This is a genomic window from Guptibacillus hwajinpoensis, assembly GCF_020171785.1.
Taxonomy (GTDB): domain Bacteria; phylum Bacillota; class Bacilli; order Bacillales; family Guptibacillaceae; genus Guptibacillus; species Guptibacillus sedimenti.
This window is the reverse complement of record NZ_JAIVAE010000003.1, coordinates 365,831-383,007: the sequence shown is the minus strand read 5'-3', so window position 1 is coordinate 383,007 and position 17,177 is coordinate 365,831. Positions and strand designations below refer to the sequence as shown.

Here is a 17,177-nt window from a genome sequence, read left to right as displayed (position 1 = left end):
AAACCTCCCATTTGGGAGGTTTTGTTAGTTAAGTAAGGATAGAACCGCTCGTGTAGCTTGGGTTATTCCATGCTTTAATGAAGTATTCTTTATTGTTAAATTTCATAAATCCATCTTTATTATAGATCGTAGGAAAAACTCGTTCAACGGACAAATGCTGTGTACGGTGAGCTAATAGTGCTTTTCTAACTGGATCTAAATCTTCGTTTGAGAAGGATTTGATCAAAGTGATTGAGTCATCAGGATCTGCATAAGCTGGATTTCCTGTTTCTTCAGCTAATGATTGAGGGAAAGTGACGTAATACAGCTCTTTTACAACGTTTGTTTCTTTTACAGCTTGAAGCGTTGCTAGCTGAATCGCTTTATGGTCTGGGTGACCTGATAACCCATGTGGCGGGAATGTAATGACAACATCAGGTTGGACCGCTTCAATTCGTTTTAACACATCATTCTTCAGCTCATCATCAGGAAGCGTATTTAATTTCCCGTCTTGATAATCACCAATATGGAGTTCATCAATTCCAAGTAGCTTAGAAGCTTCTTTTAGTTCTTTTTTTCGAACTTCAGCCAGCTCATCTACTTGACAAAGAGGTGGTTCTCCACATTTGCCTGCATCACCAGGCGTGGCACTGTATAAAATGGTTTTCGTATCTTTTGCTTTAGCTAATTCAGTTAGCGTCCCCCCACAAGTAAAGCTTTCATCGTCAGGGTGAGCAAAAATAAACATAAATGTACGAGACATAAGGACATTTCCTTTCATATAAATAAGATTATGGCAAGTATACAAAAGATCATCATCCTTTTTCCAATAATAATACTTAATGATGGTCACTCAGGATAACATAGCTGTCGAAAAACATGGTATGATGAGAGAAGTTTTGGTAAGTTCCACTCGATTAACAATCGAATATAATGACATACATAAATGTAGCCTAGGAGGTATAGCTTATGAAAGTTGGAGTACTTTATGGAGGAACTTCTGCTGAAAGAGAAGTTTCGCTATCAAGCGGTAAAGGGATCATGAAAGCTTTAAAAGAAAACGGTCATGAAGTAATCGGTATAGATTTTCACCCAGAACGATTATCAGAAGTGATGGAACTTGAGGTTGATATTGTTTTTATCGGCCTTCACGGTAAGTATGGAGAAGATGGAAGGATTCAAGGACTTCTTGATATGCTGCAAATCCCATATGTGGGATCGGGCGTTCTAGGATCTGCAGTTGCAATGGATAAAGCTAAAAGCAAAAAAGTGTTAAAAGATTCTGGAGTACGCTTAGCACAGGATCTTGTTCTCCATAAGTCGGACGATCATCATTCACTTAATTTACCCTTTGGTTATCCAGTTGTGGTAAAACCAAACAGCGAAGGATCGACGATTGGATTAACCATTGCTAAATCGGAAGAGGAGCTTCAAAAAGGGATTGAAGAAGCTTTTCGATTTGATGATACGGTCATTCTAGAAGAGTTTATTTCTGGGACTGAAGTAACCGTTGCTGTGATGGGCTCAAAGGGAGAAGTAAAACCACTTCCCGTTGTGGAAATTGTTCCAAAGAACGCTTACTACGACTATGAATCGAAATACGCAGAAGGTGGAAGTGAACACATCGTTCCAGCTCGTATTTCTGAATCCTATACAGATCTCATTCAAAAACAATCTGTTGTTGCACACGAATTACTTGGATGCGATACGTACTCACGTGTGGATTATATCGTACCTAAAGATGGATCTGAACCAGTATTTCTTGAAGTAAACACGCTACCTGGAATGACTCCAACTAGTTTATTCCCAGATGCAGCGAGAGAAATTGGTTACTCTTATGAACAAATGATTGAGAACTTAATTCAGTTAGGCTTAAAGAAATAGCTATGCGAGACCTCACACAAGTGGGGTCTTACTTTTAATTGCTAAAGACCGCCAACCTTTATCGTAAGCGTTTTCAACAGTGTGGAACAAATTGCATAAATGTGGCATGAATGCCTTCTCATAGCTTACTTAAACGTGTATACTATGTTTTGAAAGCAGAGCAATAGAACATTCTATAAACAACATAAGACGTTTTAAAATTAAATTGGAATAGGTTAGATTTCTAAGCTAAATGAAAACAGCAGAGTAAGTGCACAGTAATGGGAGGTATAGCAATGGTCGACAAAAACGAAACAGACAACGGACAAGGAAACAATAAGAAACGGAACGTATTAGAGTCGACGCAATCGGTCATTCACGAAGCGCTGGACAAACTAGGCTATCCGAGTGAAGTGTATGAATTATTGAAAGAACCAATGAGATTAATGACGGTTCGAATTCCAGTTCGGATGGATGATGGCTCTATTAAAATATTTACAGGGTATCGTGCTCAGCACAATGATTCTGTCGGACCTACTAAAGGTGGCGTTCGTTTCCATCCAGATGTAACTGAAACTGAAGTAAAGGCACTTTCAGTCTGGATGAGTTTAAAAGCAGGAATTGTGGATCTTCCATATGGTGGCGGTAAGGGAGGCATTATTTGTGATCCGAGAGAAATGTCTTTCAGAGAATTAGAACGTTTGAGCCGTGGTTATGTCAGAGCGATTAGTCAAATTGTTGGACCTACAAAAGATATCCCTGCCCCAGATGTTTTTACAAATTCTCAAATTATGGCATGGATGATGGATGAGTATAGTCGCATAAGAGAATTTGATTCCCCTGGATTTATTACTGGTAAGCCATTAGTACTAGGCGGATCTCACGGTCGTGAATCTGCAACTGCCAAAGGTGTTACAATTTGTATTCGTGAAGCTGCTAAGAAAAAAGATATCAAAATAGAAGGTGCACGAGTAGTGATTCAGGGATTCGGAAATGCAGGTAGCTTTCTTGCGAAATTTATGCACGATGCTGGAGCGAAAATTGTTGGTATATCAGATGCATATGGCGCCTTACACGATCCGGAAGGCCTGGATATTGACTATTTACTCGACCGTCGTGATAGCTTTGGTACAGTAACGAAGCTTTTTAAAGAAACAATTAGTAACCAAGAACTACTTGAACTTGATTGTGATATTCTTGTTCCAGCAGCCATTGAAAATCAGATTACTGAAGACAATGCTCACCAAATTAAAGCGAGCATTGTAGTTGAAGCCGCAAATGGACCAACTACAATTGAGGCAACAAAAATTTTAACTGATAGAGGCATTCTACTTGTTCCAGACGTGTTGGCAAGTTCCGGCGGCGTAACCGTTTCTTATTTCGAATGGGTTCAAAACAATCAAGGGTATTATTGGACAGAAGAAGAAGTGGAAGCAAAGCTTGAAAAAGTAATGGTTAACGCATTTAATTCGATCTATCGAACGGCAGAAACACGCCGAGTTGATATGAGGCTTTCCGCTTATATGGTTGGCGTGCGGAAAATGGCTGAAGCTTCTCGTTTTAGAGGATGGATATAAATAGTTGCCTTTCCGAATAAAATTCCCTATCATTCAGGTAGGGAATTTTTTTATTGTACTAAGTAGAATAATAATAAAGAAATGGTCTAATTCTTATGGAGTGGTTCGGGAGTGAGAGAAATGAGAGAAGAACAGATCGTCATTATTGGTGCAGGACCTTGTGGCATGTCTGCAGCTATAGAATTAATGAATAAAGGATATGACCCTTTAATTATTGAAAAAGGAAATATCGTTAACGCCATTTATCATTATCCCACGCACCAAACTTTTTTTAGTTCAAGTGAGAAACTTGAAATAGGAGAAGTACCTTTTATTATTGAAGAACGTAAACCGAAGCGAAACCAGGCTCTGGCTTATTATCGAGACGTGGCTAAGCGAAAAGAGTTAAGAATTCATTCCTTTGAAAAAGCAAACGTCATTACAAAGGAAAATGACGCCTTTGTCATCGAAACTGAAAAAGTACATGAATCTAAAAAGATCACCTATCGTGCTGAGCATTTAATAATCGCAACTGGTTATTATGATAGTCCAAATTATATGGACATCAAAGGGGAAAATCTTGATAAAGTACTGCATTATTTTAAAGAGCCACACCCCTATTTTGATCAGGACGTTGCGGTCATCGGTGGGAAAAACTCTGCAGTAGATGCAGCATTAGAACTTGAAAAAGCGGGAGCGCGGGTAACGATTCTTTATAGAGGCGCAGAATACTCTAAAAGTGTTAAACCGTGGATTTTGCCTGAATTTGAAGCTCTTGTTAGAAACAATAAAGTTTCAATGGAGTTTAATGCCTCTTTAGTTGAAGTAAGAGAAAAAGAAATTGTATATGATGTGATGGGAGAATACAAAACTATACCAAATGATTTTGTTTTTGCCATGACAGGTTATCATCCTGATCATTCATTCCTTACCAAGATCGGCATCCAGATTGATCAACAAAGTGGTCGTCCTACCTTTAATAAGGAAACGATGGAGACAAATGTAGAAAATTGCTACATTGCAGGGGTAATTGCAGCTGGGAACAATGCAAATGAAATTTTCATTGAAAACGGAAGGTTACACGGTGCGATGATTGCAAATGCAGTAATTAAGAAAGCAAAAAAACCTACCAATTAAGGTAGGTTTTTTGTATATGAAACGATAGGGGGAGTTTATCTTAAGAAAAAGCTATGCAGTTCTTTTGGATCCCCAGTTGCTTCAAGTGTAACTAGCAATTTTAAGCGTGCTTTTTGTCCATTCAAGCCGTTTGAGAAAATGACGCCTTGTTCCTTCAAATGCTTCCCACCGCCCGTATATCCATATACATCTTGAACGATGCCGTTAAAACAGCGAGAAACCATGACGATTGCGATTCCTTTTGCTCTTAGATGATTAATCCCATCCATCATCTCAGGAGGTAAATTGCCCTGTCCGAGAGCCTCTATCACAATACCGTCAATGTCGAGTTCAGCAGCAGCAATTAGTAATTTTGAATCCATTCCGGCATAAGCCTTTAAAAGCATAACTTTTTTTGTTAATCCGGATATGTGATAACGGTCCCTCATCGTTAACGTATGGTGAAAGAAGACTCTTTGCTTCGTTACGATTCCAATTGGTCCATACTGAGGGCTTTGGAATGTAGATACATTGCTCGTGTGCGTTTTCGTTACGTTTTTTGCAGTATGTATTTCATCGTTTAAGACAACTAAAACGCCTTTCCCCTTCGCTTCGTGACAGGATGCTACTTTTATTGAAGAAAGTAAGTTATAAGGCCCATCAGAGCCAAGCTCGTTACTTGAGCGCATTGCCCCTGTTACGACGACAGGGAGATCTGTCTGAAGCACAAGATCTAACAGATAAGCTGTTTCTTCTAGCGTATCGGTGCCATGGGTAATGACCACGCCTCGAATAGGCTCTTCCTTTATTCTTGTTTCAATTCTCTCTGCAATAGCAAACATCGTTTCTGGCGTCATGTGAGGTGAGGGGATGTTGATGTAATCATCAATTAAAACATCATCTCCTGTTAACAATTGGTTAAGCGTTGCGTTTAACGGATTTTCTTTCCCAGGATTAACAGCACCAGAATCCTTATTTTCCTCCATTGCAATGGTTCCTCCGGTATGGATAATCAATAATTTACTCATAGCGTCACCTCATTATTTTCCTAATTAATGTTTCCTTAAATAAAGTAACATGATACGATTATAAAAGTATAGGTAAGAGTGAATCTTCTTTTAAAAGAGGTATGGGGTAGAAATGGGGAAAGCCTATGTTAGCAGCCATAACTGCTGGAATAGCACCAGGCATTGCGCTTCTTTGTTTTTTTTATCTTAAACAGCATCAGTATGAATCTGAGCCGATTGGCCCAGTAGTTAGAAGTTTTGTATTTGGGGCCATGCTTGTGTTTCCAGTTATGGTGATTCAGCACGGATTTGAAGTGGAAAATTTTTTACAGTCACCATTCAGTCAGTCATTTTTAATGTCGGGATTGTTGGAAGAATTTTTAAAGTGGTTTATATTTTATTTTACCGTTTATATCCATATAGAATTTAGTGATTTTTATGATGGGATTGTCTATGGTGTGGCAATTTCACTTGGGTTTGCGTCTGTTGAGAATGTATTTTATCTTTTTGCCTATGGCATTCAAGAGGCATGGTGGAGGGCGCTTTTGCCAGTATCAAGTCACGCGTTATTTGGCTTAATGATGGGTTCTTATTTAGGTAGAGGGAAATTTTCGTTACAGAATAAGATCGGGAAATGGATTGCCCTTTCTCTATTCATACCGTTTATCTTTCATGGTACGTATAATTTTTTGGTTCTTCAGGTAAACAGTAATACGATCTATCTAATGATCCCCTTTATGCTGATCCTGTGGTTTATTGGATTAAGAAAAATAAAAGCCGCAGATCTCAATCAGGCAGAATTAATGCAAACGAAAGAAAATATGCCAATCTAACGAAGGTGCCCACTGGGCATCTTTTTTTTGTAGCAAATTTAAAACGAGAAAGGTAACTGAAAAAATCTTGAGTCATTCGTTTCATTTGTATAAAATACCTCTCGTTACAAAAACTACACGTGTGAAATCAGAATGATCAGGGAGGTTCACAGCATGAGAAAGGCATTTAATTTTCTGAAAATCCCTTTGGTAATCGGATTAATTTGTGCACCGCTTATCATGGTTTTAGATGATAACAATGAAGCAGGTGCATTTTCAAACCAAATTATTCAAAAGGGCGCGACAGGAACAGACGTTATTGAACTTCAAGCACGTTTGAAGCATATTGGCTTTTATACAGGTAAAGTTGATGGGGTTTTTGGTTGGGGAACGTATTGGGCAGTTAGAAACTATCAATACGAATTTGGAATGGATGTTGATGGGCTTGTTGGACCAGAGATGAAGGCCAAATTAAATAAAACCACAAAGTATGACCCTGGACAGGGGGGCGAAAGTCCTGAAGCATCAGAAGTGAACCAAAGTAAGCCAAAAGACTCGAATGTACAGGCGAAGAATGTGCCTTCAGGATATTCTCAGAATGATATTAAGCTTCTTGCAAATGCAGTTTATGGAGAAGCACGTGGAGAACCATATGAAGGCCAAGTTGCGGTTGCTGCAGTTATCTTAAACCGCGTCCAAAGCGCATCATTTCCAAACACTGTATCTGGCGTTATCTTTGAACCGCGTGCTTTTACAGCAGTTTCAGATGGACAAATTTGGTTAACGCCAAATGAAAAGGCAAAAGAAGCTGTTATCGATGCGATAAATGGATGGGATCCAACGGGAGAAGCGCTTTATTATTTTAATCCGAATACAGCTACGTCTGGATGGATATGGACAAGACCGCAAATCAAACAAATTGGGAAACATATATTTTGTGAATAATGGAGGTGGTTTAATTGATTCGCTCAATATTGATTGGTGTACTTGCAGTTGGTGTTGCCGGAACAAGTTATTGGGGATACAAAGAACACCAGGAGAAAAATGCGGTACTTATTAATGCTGAAAATACTTACCAACGAGCCTTTCATGATTTGAATTTTCACATGGATGCACTAGAAGAGAAGATTGGATCGACACTAGCAATGAACTCTCGTGGTAGTCTTTCGCCGGCGCTAGCTGAAGTATGGCGCTTAACTTCAGAAGCTCAAAATGACGTGGGACAGCTTCCTTTAACTCTTATGCCTTTTAACAAGACAGAAGAGTTTTTAACGAATATCGGCTCATTTAGTTACCGAGTAGCTGTTCGAGACCTCGATGAAAACCCCTTATCAGATGAAGAATATGAGACGCTGAAGAATTTGCACAGCCATTCCACGGATATCAAAAATGAATTAAGAAAAGTTCAAGCGATGGTCATTGATCATAATCTTCGCTGGATGGACGTAGAGCTTGCTCTAGCTTCCGAATCTCAGCCACAAGACAATACAATTATAGATGGATTTAAGACAGTGGATAAGCAAGTGGAAGGGTATAGTGAAGTGAACTGGGGACCTGAAGTGACACAGCTTAACACTAAGAAAGAGAATTTAAATAAAAATATTAAAGGGAAGAAACTTAATGAAGAAGAAGCCAAACAACAAGTGATTGATTTTCTAGATCTTGATTCAAAAGCCAAAATAGACATAACCAGAACGGGGGATGAATCTAAGTATCGAGCCTATAGTCTTTCAATTGAGAACGAAGACAAAAAATCATCGACCAATCTTGATGTTACTCAAAAGGGTGCAAAGCCGATCTGGATCCTGATGGATAGGGAAATCGGGGAACAAAAGCTTAGCTTGAATGAAGCAGCAGATAAAGCGAGGGCTTTCTTAAAAGAACATGACATCACAAATATGACCATTTCTGAAAGTAGTCAGTATGATCGGATGGGTGTCTTTACATTTGTATATCAACAAGATGATGTTGCGATCTACCCTGATGCGGTTCATATTAAGGTGGCGTTAGACAATGGTGATATTACTGGATACGAGTCGTTAGAGTATTTAACGAATCATCATGAAAGACAACTCGACACGCCAACATTATCAAGAAACGAAGCATTAGAACAAGTGAACCCCAATGTCCAAGTGATGGACGAAGGATTAGGCGTCATACAAAATGACCTTGGAGAAGAAGTATTATGTTATGAATTTATGGGTACGATTGAAAATGAAACGTATCGAATCTTTATTAATGTTGAAAATGGACGTGAAGAAAGAGTTGAAAAAATGGACGGTACTGAGATGAATTACGAAACGGCATAAATGAGGTGAAAGAATGGCGAAACTTGAACATATGTTAATAAAACTGATCGTCATTCAATTTATTTTTCTTATAGCCTCTCAGTTGTTACTGACTCAGGAGGACTTTCGGATTTATCTTAGCAAAGCCATTTATTATGAAGGTGTATTGAAGGATTTGTCTCCTCTGATCAAGCGTCAATAGTGAATAGACCGATAAAATGTCTTATGTTATGATAAATATGACATTTTGGTCGTACAAAGAAAGCAGGATACCCTGCTTTTTTTGTACGTTAAGTTGTCGATTAGATGATTTAATAGGATTGAACGGAATTTGGAGGCAAGAAGAATATGAACAAACGAATAAATATAGCAATTGATGGACCTGCTGGAGCTGGTAAAAGTACTGTAGCAAGAAAAGTAGCCGATCATTTAACATTTCTTTATATTGATACAGGTGCAATGTACCGTGCTTTAACCTTTAAAGCTATTGAAAATGAAGTTGATTTAGAAGACGGCCCTGCGCTTAAAGATTTATTAGATACTACTGTCATTGATCTTCAAGTTGGCGAAAGTGAGCAGCTTGTATTGGTTGACCATACTGATGTTACCACGGATATTCGATCTTCACACGTAACCAACAATGTTTCATTCGTTGCAAGACAAAGTGAAGTACGAGAAGAAATGGTTAAACGACAAAAACTACTCGCAGACCGAGGTGGCGTTGTGATGGATGGTCGTGATATCGGTACACACGTTCTTCCGAAGTCTGAACTTAAAGTATTCTTAATTGCTTCAGTAGAAGAAAGAGCTTCACGTCGCTACAAAGAGTTAATTGAAAATGGAATCGAAGCAGATTATGATCAGATAAAAGATGAAATTGCATTAAGAGATAAGCGTGATACTGAGCGAGAAGTAGCCCCTCTCGTTAAAGCAAGCGATGCAATTGAAATTGATACGACCACTATGTCGATCTCAGATGTTGTGGATCATATTTTACATTTAGCGAAAGAAAGGGCATGATGACGTGAGTTTATACGGTGTCGGGAAGGGCTTATTTCGCGTTTATTTTAAGCTATTCAATCGAGTTACAGTTGTAGGAAGAGAAAACGTTCCAAAAGATAAGGGAATTCTCCTTTGTTCAAATCATATAAACAACCTGGATCCACCATTAGTAGGTGCGATGTTCCCGAGAGATGTGCATTTCATGGCCAAATCAGAATTGTTTTCTATTCCAATTCTTGGGAAGTTGATTGAAAAGGTTGGCGCATTTCCTGTGAAAAGAGGTATGAGTGATAAACAAGCCCTTAGAAGTGGAATGAAATTTCTAAAAGATGGCGGCGTTGTTGGTTTATTTCCTGAAGGAACAAGAAGCAAAGATGGAAAGCTAGGTGAGGGTCTATCTGGAGCAGGTTTTTTTGCACTTCGTCCTGAGGTAAGAGTTGTCCCTTGCGCGATAAAGGGCTCTTATAAACCATTTGGTCGCTTGAAAATCGTATATGGAAAACCTGTCGACCTTTCTTCCTTACGTGAAGAACAGGGTGCAGCAAAAAAAGCGACGCAGGCAATCATGAAAGAAATACAAGATTTGATCGAAATCCATCATAAATAATTCAATATTGTTAAAAAATTTAAACAAATGTGTCAGGATACTTGACAAATCCGTCATTTTTAGTGAAAGTTAGAGGAAAGGGTGCTTAACTTTTCAATAAATTTCTTTCGCTAATAGTGGAAGACTTTTATAAATCATATCGAAAAGTTTTATTTCTTTTGGATTGAAGGAGGAGTTTGTCAATGGGTGAAGAGATGAATCAGGAAATGACTGAGTTCAAATCATTCGAAATTGGAGATGTGGTGACTGGGAAAATCTCCAAAGTCGAAGAAAAACACGCATCAGTTGATGTTGGTTTTAAAGTTGATGGAGTGCTGCCAATCAGCGAACTGTCAAGCCTTCACGTCGAAAAGGTTAGCGACGTGCTCTCAGAAGGTGATGAAATAGAAGTTAAAGTAATCAAAGTTTCTGAAGATGAACTAGTGCTTTCTAAGAAAGCAGTCGAAGCTGATCAAGCATGGGATGCCCTGCAAGACAAGTATGAAAATTCTGTGGCATTCGATGTTGAAATTGCAGACGTGGTTAAGGGTGGTCTTGTAGTTGATCTTGGTGTTCGCGGATTTATTCCAGCTTCCCTTGTAGAAAGACACTACGTTGAAGATTTCTCAGACTACAAAGGTAAAAGCCTGAGTGTGAAAATTGTTGAGTTTGATCCAGAGAAAGCGAAGGTGATTTTATCACATCGCGCTGTTCTTGAACAAGAAGCGGATTATAAAAAACAAGAAACGCTTGCATCTCTTCAAGCAGGACAAGTTGTCGAGGGAACGGTTCAACGGTTAACTGATTTTGGCGCATTTGTCGATATCGGTGGAGTTGATGGGCTCGTTCACATCTCTCAGATGGCTCACCATCGTGTGGAAACACCGTCTGAAGTTGTAACAGAAGGTCAGCAAGTGAATGTTAAAATTCTCTCTGTTGATCGTGACAACGAAAGAATTTCACTATCCATAAAAGAAACACTCCCAGGACCGTGGGAAGAAGTGAAGGGCAAGCTTAGTACTGGAGATGAAATTGAAGGTACTGTAAAACGTTTAGTTAGCTTTGGCGCATTTGTTGAAGTAGCGCCTGGCGTTGAAGGTCTTGTACACATTTCAGAAATCTCGAACAAACATATTGGTACACCTCAGGAAGTCCTTTCAGAGGGCGAAACAGTACGAGTGAAAGTGCTCGATGTCAATCTCGAGGAAAAGCGAATTTCACTAAGTATTAAAGTTCTAGAGACAGAACAAGTATCAAGCGAAGTTGAAGAATATCAAAAAGAGAGCGATGGAAACGCTCCATTTTCTCTTGGAGATATGATCGGTGATCAGCTAAAGAAATACAAATAATGAAATTCAAAAAGCTCTCTGCATTAAGATGCAGAGAGCTTTTTATGTGCAAAATGTGAAGCTTTATCCCTTCTGACCATTTCGCTTTCTAGCATCAGAAGCTCCTTCTAACATGGCTGCTCCTTGATGTTCAAGAGATTGATCACGATCTGACTCAACTCGTTTTGAGTTTTTTAACTTTTTTTCCTGCCGATCTTTCCCCATTTTTCACCCTCCTTTCAAACGAACCTCTTCTTATAATGAAAAAAAGGTTTAGAAGTTATGCATTTTTAAGTCTATCTATTATGAAAACATCCCATACTGATCATACTGAGAGGAGGAGAAATGGTGGATGGGATTATATTCGTTTGGTTCGCGTGGATGGGACTGGTTATTGCCGTTTTTTTTCAAAAAGCTTCTTTCAATCGCACGCTGTTAACATTTGTTTTTTTGCTAGCGATTTGCTTAATTCATACAACGGTAGAAACTTTCAATGTTACGGTATCAGCTTTATGGCTGCTTTTACTGGGAGTTGGGTATTTTCTTTTAATGAAATATCGTGTTAACACGGTTTACGCAATGATTATTTTGATCATGTTAACAGCAGCATTTACATCGATTCAGCTGTTTGCAATTTATGATCCGGTATTTACTTTTTTGTATACAAGATGGTCGATTTCAGCAATTCTTCTTGTCATCATTCACTTAACGATTAACGGTACGTTCGAACGCTGCTCTTTTCTAATTCTCAGTATCGTCCACGGCGAAATGATTTTAGGAATGATATTTAATGGGATGGGGTTTGAACGAGTTATTGGAGAGTTAGCCTCATTGGATATACTGGCTATTTCAGTAATGAGCACAGCTGCTTGGTCAGGATTTGTAAAAGTAACGCTTCATCTTGAAAAACTCTTGAAAAAACATCAAGAAAGACGGGGATATTCATGAATGAGTACACAATTTCAATATTGTTTGGGGTGATCGCAGGTACACTTGCGAGAATTTATATGTTCAGGACTGATTACCGCCAATACCCTACATACCCACATGGGATGATCATCCACCTTGCCCTTGGATTTATTGCCGCATCACTAGGTTCACTCGTTGTGCCTTCCATTATGGAACAAGAATTTACGGCCGTTACCTTTTTAACGCTTGCAGCTTCACAATTTAGAGAAGTGCGCAATATGGAAAGAAAAACCCTAACTGAAATGGATTCGCTCGAACTCGTTCCGAGAGGGGCTTCGTACATCGAGGGAATAGCTGTTACGTTTGAAGGTAGAAACTACTTAGTTATCTTTATTTCATTTGTCACATCATTTGCCTATTTAGCTATAAACTTATGGGCGGGATTAGTCGCAGCATTGCTTGCGTTTTTAGTAGCGAGAAAGTACATGACTGGAAGCAAGTTAGGAAAGATTGCGATCATTGAACAAAAAGAAGTGACATTTGATGGGGCTGGCCTTTATGTTGATAACATTTATATTATGAATATTGGGATTCCAGCAAGGCAGCAAGAGATTTTACAACATGGGCTTGGTTTTACAATTTCACCGAAAAATTTTGATGCGCGTATGACAATTGGTAATCTTGGTCAAAGACAAGCGATTCTACATGACCTTGCCATTTCACTCGGTGTCTATCGTGATTCTGGTACTCCAGCCCTTGTGCCATTAATTAAACGCGATCTTGATGATGGACGTATTGGCGTTTTTATTTTACCTCAAAATAAAAATGTTGATCTTGCTATGAAAGTCATTTCACAAGTCCCGACGCTCGAAAACGCCATACGTATGCCAACGGAAACGAAGGAAAAGGGGAGTGACGAGTCTTGAAAATAGAAAAAGCAATACTGGCAACTGTTACGCGATCAGTAGCAAAAGCCCCTGTTGGAGCTAATATTTTTGTTTGTGACTCGGAAGAAGAAATGGACGGAGTAGCAGCTGATCTTGAAGCCATCCTAGATGGGATTGCGCACAAGTTAAGTAATGGTGTGTATATAATTGTAAAGCATTAGTAAAGTTTAGGAGTGATTGAAAGAAGATTCATTTGATCGTCTGTTGTTCAATGGTTGCTTTTTTGATAAGATATAAAAGCTATCGAAGACTACGCCCTTCTTATAGAGGAGGGTTTTTATCATGAACTCCTGGAAAGTTTGTCCACGACTTTCTGGTTTCAAGCTTAGATAGTCTTTTAGAAAGGGCGTGCATAAAATGACAAAACCAGTTGTCGCAATAGTGGGTCGACCAAATGTTGGGAAATCGACCATTTTTAATCGTATAGTAGGAGAAAGAGTATCGATTGTAGAAGATACTCCAGGAGTAACAAGAGATCGTATCTATAGTACAGGAGAATGGTTAAATCGTGAATTTAATATTATCGATACAGGTGGTATTGAGATCGGTGACGAGCCGTTTCTTTCGCAAATTCGTTACCAGGCAGAAATAGCCATTGACGAAGCTGACGTTATTATATTTATGGTGAATGGCCGAGATGGGATCTCAAATGCCGATGAAGAAGTTGCAAAAATTCTTTATCGTTCCAATAAACCAGTTGTATTAGCTGTAAATAAAGTAGATAACCCGGAACAGCAAACGCTTATTTATGATTTCTATGCTCTAGGATTTGGTACTCCATTCGGTATTTCAGGTTCTCATGGTCTGGGACTAGGTGATCTTCTAGATGAAGTGTTTAAATCCTTCCCTGAAGAACATGAGGAAGAATATGATGAAGGAACGATTAAGTTTTCATTAATCGGCCGTCCAAACGTAGGGAAATCATCGCTTGTTAATACAATCCTTGGGGAAGAACGTGTGATCGTAAGTGATATAGCTGGAACGACACGTGACGCCATTGATTCGATGTTTACGCGTGATGGTCAAGATTATGTCATTATTGATACGGCAGGAATGAGAAAACGAGGAAAGATTTATGAGACGACTGAGAAGTACAGCGTTCTTCGAGCCATGCGCGGGATTGAACGTTCAGACGTTGTTTTAGTCGTTATTGATGGTGAAGAAGGGATCATCGAGCAGGATAAGAAAGTAGCGGGTTATGCTCATGAAGCTGGTAAAGCCGTAGTGATCGTTGTCAACAAATGGGATGCTGTTGAAAAAGATGATAAGACAATGCGTGAATTCGAGCAAAAAATTCGCGATCATTTCTTGTTCCTTAGCTATGCACCGATTGTGTTCTTATCTGCGAAAACGAAACAGCGTCTTCACACGCTACTACCTGTTGTGAACACAGTAGCTGAGAATCATGCATTACGTGTGAAAACAAATGTATTGAATGAATTAATTATGGATTCAGTTGCGATGAACCCTACACCGACAGATAATGGGAAACGACTGAAAATTAACTATGCGACGCAAGTGGCTGTAAAGCCGCCTACTATCGTTTTATTTGTTAATGACCCAGAATTGCTTCACTTCTCTTACAAACGCTTCTTAGAGAACCGTATACGTGAGACGTTTGGCTTTAAGGGAACGCCATTACGTATTCTTGCTCGAAGAAAAAGCGAATAATTAACCTTGTTTCGTTCGGGGGACCTTGCTAATTAAAAGGGGGAAATGAGATGATCGCGATCCTAATTTGCATTGCTGCGTACTTGCTCGGTTCAATTAGCTTCAGTTATTTAATTGCAAAATTCGTGAAGAAGATCGATATAAGAGATCACGGGAGCGGCAATGCAGGAGCGACAAATACACTTCGAGTACTCGGGACAGGTCCTGCTATTACTGTCCTGGCTCTCGATGTGATTAAAGGCATACTTGCTGTATGGTTAGGGTATTGGTTCTCTAGTGAACCAATCGTTCCTTTCCTTGCAGGAATATGTGCGATTTTAGGTCATAACTGGCCGGTATTTTTTGGGTTTCGAGGCGGAAAAGGTGTGGCAACAACGATTGGAGTATTTGCTACAATTGCGTTCTTACCAGCACTTTATGCTGGGATTATTGCTATCTTTGCGATTGTGATTACGAGATTTGTTTCACTTGGTTCCTTAATTTTTGTTGTGCTAACGCCTGCATTTATATTCTTGCTTGGAGGAAACCCAGCATCTTATATTTTGTTAGGGACGATTCTGGCGATTCTTTCAGTTTGGCGACATCGTACAAATGTGAAACGGTTGTTCACTGGTACTGAAAGCAAGCTCGGTCAAAAGGTCGAGCAGTAAGGAGGAAGTTCAATGGCAAAAATTTCAGTGGTAGGTGCAGGAAGCTGGGGAACAGCTCTTGCAATTGTACTAGCAGATAATCAACATGAGGTATCATTATGGGCAAGGAGAACAGATCTTGCAGAGGAAGTAAATGAGAAGCATACAAATAATAAATATCTTCCTGGCATTAGTCTACCTGAAGGGATTAAAGCCACTAGTTCACTTGAAGAAAGTGTAAAAGATGCTGAAGCCATCTTGCTTGTTACACCAACGAAAGCGCTTCGAGAAGTTCTTCCTGAAATTAAGACATACTTATCAACACCCGTAACGTTCATTCACGCAAGTAAAGGAATTGAACCTGAGACGTCCAAGCGAATTTCTGAAGTGATTGAAGAAGAGATTCCGGAAAATCTAAGGAAATCAGTTGTTGTTTTATCAGGACCTAGTCATGCGGAAGAAGTAAGCCTTCGTCACCCAACAACTGTCACATCTTCTTCTAAGTCCATGGCTCAAGCTGAATATGTCCAGGATCTATTTATTAATTCGAATTTCCGAGTTTATACGAATCATGACATAATTGGCGTTGAACTTGGAGGAGCTTTAAAAAATATCATTGCGCTTGGTGCTGGTTTGTCTGATGGACTTGGATATGGCGACAATGCCAAAGCTGCACTGATTACAAGAGGCTTAGCTGAAATTGCGCGTCTTGGGGCAGCGATGGGGGCAAACCCGCTTACGTTTATGGGTTTAACAGGTATAGGAGATCTTGTTGTAACGTGTACAAGTGTACATAGCCGTAACTGGCGAGCTGGTAATTTGTTAGGTAAAGGGAAAAACCTTGATGAAGTTCTCGAAAATATGGGTATGGTCGTAGAAGGTGTCCGGACGACGAAAGCGGCATATTACCTTGCGCAAAAACAGAACGTAGAAATGCCAATTACATCTGTGTTATTTGAGGTGCTATTCAATAACAAAGATCCGAAAGATGGCGTAGATCAATTAATGGGACGACTTCGAACCCATGAAACAGAAGATCTTACTTCACTACTTGCTGATCGTTTTGAATTAAATCCTAAAGAACTATAAGCAGGCGAAGCACGAAGTATTCCTCCTTGCATACACTATGTTGAACCTTAATGGTAAGGAGGAAACAGCGTGAGCGATCTGTTCGATAACATAGAAAAGAAAACGAATGTCAAAAAAGAAGACATCTTTAAGTTAGCAAATTCCGTTCAGGGCGCAGATTTTACTGATGAGAAAACAGTGCGTAGATTAATAGCGAATGTTGCACGCGTTGCGAATGTACCTGTCTCAAAAGAAAAAGAAGATCGAATCGTAAAAGCGATCGTCAACAAGAATATGCCGTTCGATTTGTCTGCGATTGCCAAACTTTTTAGTCAAAAATAAAAAAATGATAAAACTTAGGCTAATCAACGATACCGCCTTCGATGAAAGACCATATACTAATAAGGAACCATCAA

Annotated in this window: 20 protein-coding genes; 17 read left to right on the top strand and 3 right to left on the bottom strand. The window is 39.3% G+C overall.

What is annotated here, in order from left to right:
• Nucleotides 1-28 precede the first annotated feature (28 nt).
• Nucleotides 29-742, bottom strand: a complete 714-nt coding sequence (locus LCL91_RS05935; RefSeq protein WP_224880834.1) for a PIG-L deacetylase family protein — start codon at nucleotides 740-742, stop codon at nucleotides 29-31.
• A gap of 206 nt (nucleotides 743-948) precedes the next feature.
• Here LCL91_RS05935 and LCL91_RS05930 point away from each other — a divergent pair, with 206 nt between their 5' ends.
• The 3 genes from LCL91_RS05930 to LCL91_RS05920 all read left to right on the top strand — a co-directional run bounded on the left by LCL91_RS05930 (nucleotide 949) and on the right by LCL91_RS05920 (nucleotide 4,535).
• Entirely contained in the window at nucleotides 949-1,863 is a 915-nt protein-coding gene (locus tag LCL91_RS05930) for a D-alanine--D-alanine ligase family protein (RefSeq protein ID WP_224880831.1), read from the top strand.
• 275 nt (nucleotides 1,864-2,138) lie between these two features.
• Nucleotides 2,139-3,419 (top strand): Glu/Leu/Phe/Val family dehydrogenase, encoded by a 1,281-nt coding sequence (locus LCL91_RS05925; RefSeq protein WP_224880829.1) that lies wholly within the window; start codon nucleotides 2,139-2,141, stop codon nucleotides 3,417-3,419.
• Nucleotides 3,420-3,539: 120 nt separating this feature from the next.
• Nucleotides 3,540-4,535, top strand: a complete 996-nt coding sequence (locus tag LCL91_RS05920) for a YpdA family putative bacillithiol disulfide reductase (protein ID WP_224880827.1) — start codon at nucleotides 3,540-3,542, stop codon at nucleotides 4,533-4,535.
• Nucleotides 4,536-4,570: 35 nt separating this feature from the next.
• Here LCL91_RS05920 and LCL91_RS05915 read toward each other — a convergent pair whose 3' ends face one another.
• Nucleotides 4,571-5,542, bottom strand: coding sequence for an asparaginase (locus LCL91_RS05915; protein WP_224880825.1), 972 nt, complete (start codon nucleotides 5,540-5,542; stop codon nucleotides 4,571-4,573).
• Between the two features lie 125 nt (nucleotides 5,543-5,667).
• Between LCL91_RS05915 and prsW the strand changes: the two genes are divergently transcribed.
• The 7 genes from prsW (at nucleotide 5,668) to rpsA (ending at nucleotide 11,558) form a co-directional block, all read left to right on the top strand.
• Nucleotides 5,668-6,354, top strand: a complete 687-nt coding sequence (prsW, locus tag LCL91_RS05910) for a glutamic-type intramembrane protease PrsW (protein ID WP_098443998.1) — start codon at nucleotides 5,668-5,670, stop codon at nucleotides 6,352-6,354.
• A gap of 153 nt (nucleotides 6,355-6,507) precedes the next feature.
• Nucleotides 6,508-7,278, top strand: coding sequence for a spore cortex-lytic enzyme (sleB, locus tag LCL91_RS05905; protein ID WP_224880823.1), 771 nt, complete (start codon nucleotides 6,508-6,510; stop codon nucleotides 7,276-7,278).
• Between the two features lie 14 nt (nucleotides 7,279-7,292).
• Complete coding sequence (gene ypeB / locus LCL91_RS05900; protein ID WP_224880821.1) at nucleotides 7,293-8,642, top strand: germination protein YpeB; 1,350 nt, start codon at nucleotides 7,293-7,295, stop codon at nucleotides 8,640-8,642.
• Between the two features lie 13 nt (nucleotides 8,643-8,655).
• On the top strand, nucleotides 8,656-8,823 hold the full coding sequence (locus LCL91_RS05895) for a DUF5359 family protein (protein ID WP_224880818.1): 168 nt from the start codon (nucleotides 8,656-8,658) through the stop codon (nucleotides 8,821-8,823).
• 146 nt (nucleotides 8,824-8,969) lie between these two features.
• The gene (cmk, locus tag LCL91_RS05890) at nucleotides 8,970-9,641 is read left to right on the top strand and encodes a (d)CMP kinase (RefSeq protein ID WP_224880816.1); all 672 of its coding nucleotides are present in this window, start codon (nucleotides 8,970-8,972) and stop codon (nucleotides 9,639-9,641) included.
• 4 nt (nucleotides 9,642-9,645) lie between these two features.
• Entirely contained in the window at nucleotides 9,646-10,230 is a 585-nt protein-coding gene (locus LCL91_RS05885; protein WP_224880813.1) for a lysophospholipid acyltransferase family protein, read from the top strand.
• Nucleotides 10,231-10,412: 182 nt separating this feature from the next.
• Entirely contained in the window at nucleotides 10,413-11,558 is a 1,146-nt protein-coding gene (rpsA, locus tag LCL91_RS05880; protein WP_224880811.1) for a 30S ribosomal protein S1, read from the top strand.
• Between the two features lie 63 nt (nucleotides 11,559-11,621).
• Here the strand turns inward: rpsA and LCL91_RS05875 are convergent, their stop codons facing one another.
• Nucleotides 11,622-11,762: a YpzI family protein gene (locus LCL91_RS05875; RefSeq protein WP_098443991.1), complete on the bottom strand. Its 141-nt coding sequence runs from the start codon at nucleotides 11,760-11,762 to the stop codon at nucleotides 11,622-11,624.
• Nucleotides 11,763-11,885: 123 nt separating this feature from the next.
• Here LCL91_RS05875 and LCL91_RS05870 point away from each other — a divergent pair, with 123 nt between their 5' ends.
• The 7 genes from LCL91_RS05870 (at nucleotide 11,886) to LCL91_RS05840 (ending at nucleotide 17,103) form a co-directional block, all read left to right on the top strand.
• On the top strand, nucleotides 11,886-12,485 hold the full coding sequence (locus tag LCL91_RS05870) for a YphA family membrane protein (RefSeq protein ID WP_224880809.1): 600 nt from the start codon (nucleotides 11,886-11,888) through the stop codon (nucleotides 12,483-12,485).
• Entirely contained in the window at nucleotides 12,482-13,372 is an 891-nt protein-coding gene (locus tag LCL91_RS05865; protein WP_224880806.1) for a YIEGIA family protein, read from the top strand. Before LCL91_RS05870 ends, LCL91_RS05865 begins: the two co-directional genes overlap by 4 nt.
• The gene (locus LCL91_RS05860; RefSeq protein ID WP_098443988.1) at nucleotides 13,369-13,554 is read left to right on the top strand and encodes a capping complex subunit for YIEGIA; all 186 of its coding nucleotides are present in this window, start codon (nucleotides 13,369-13,371) and stop codon (nucleotides 13,552-13,554) included. The genes LCL91_RS05865 and LCL91_RS05860 overlap by 4 nt, the downstream gene beginning before the upstream one ends.
• Before the next feature lie 196 nt (nucleotides 13,555-13,750).
• The gene (gene der / locus LCL91_RS05855) at nucleotides 13,751-15,064 is read left to right on the top strand and encodes a ribosome biogenesis GTPase Der (RefSeq protein WP_098443987.1); all 1,314 of its coding nucleotides are present in this window, start codon (nucleotides 13,751-13,753) and stop codon (nucleotides 15,062-15,064) included.
• Nucleotides 15,065-15,114: 50 nt separating this feature from the next.
• Entirely contained in the window at nucleotides 15,115-15,714 is a 600-nt protein-coding gene (plsY, locus tag LCL91_RS05850; protein WP_224880803.1) for a glycerol-3-phosphate 1-O-acyltransferase PlsY, read from the top strand.
• Nucleotides 15,715-15,726: 12 nt separating this feature from the next.
• On the top strand, nucleotides 15,727-16,782 hold the full coding sequence (locus LCL91_RS05845) for an NAD(P)H-dependent glycerol-3-phosphate dehydrogenase (protein WP_224880801.1): 1,056 nt from the start codon (nucleotides 15,727-15,729) through the stop codon (nucleotides 16,780-16,782).
• Nucleotides 16,783-16,851: 69 nt separating this feature from the next.
• Nucleotides 16,852-17,103, top strand: coding sequence for a stage VI sporulation protein F (locus LCL91_RS05840; RefSeq protein WP_098443984.1), 252 nt, complete (start codon nucleotides 16,852-16,854; stop codon nucleotides 17,101-17,103).
• Nucleotides 17,104-17,177: the final 74 nt, after the last annotated feature.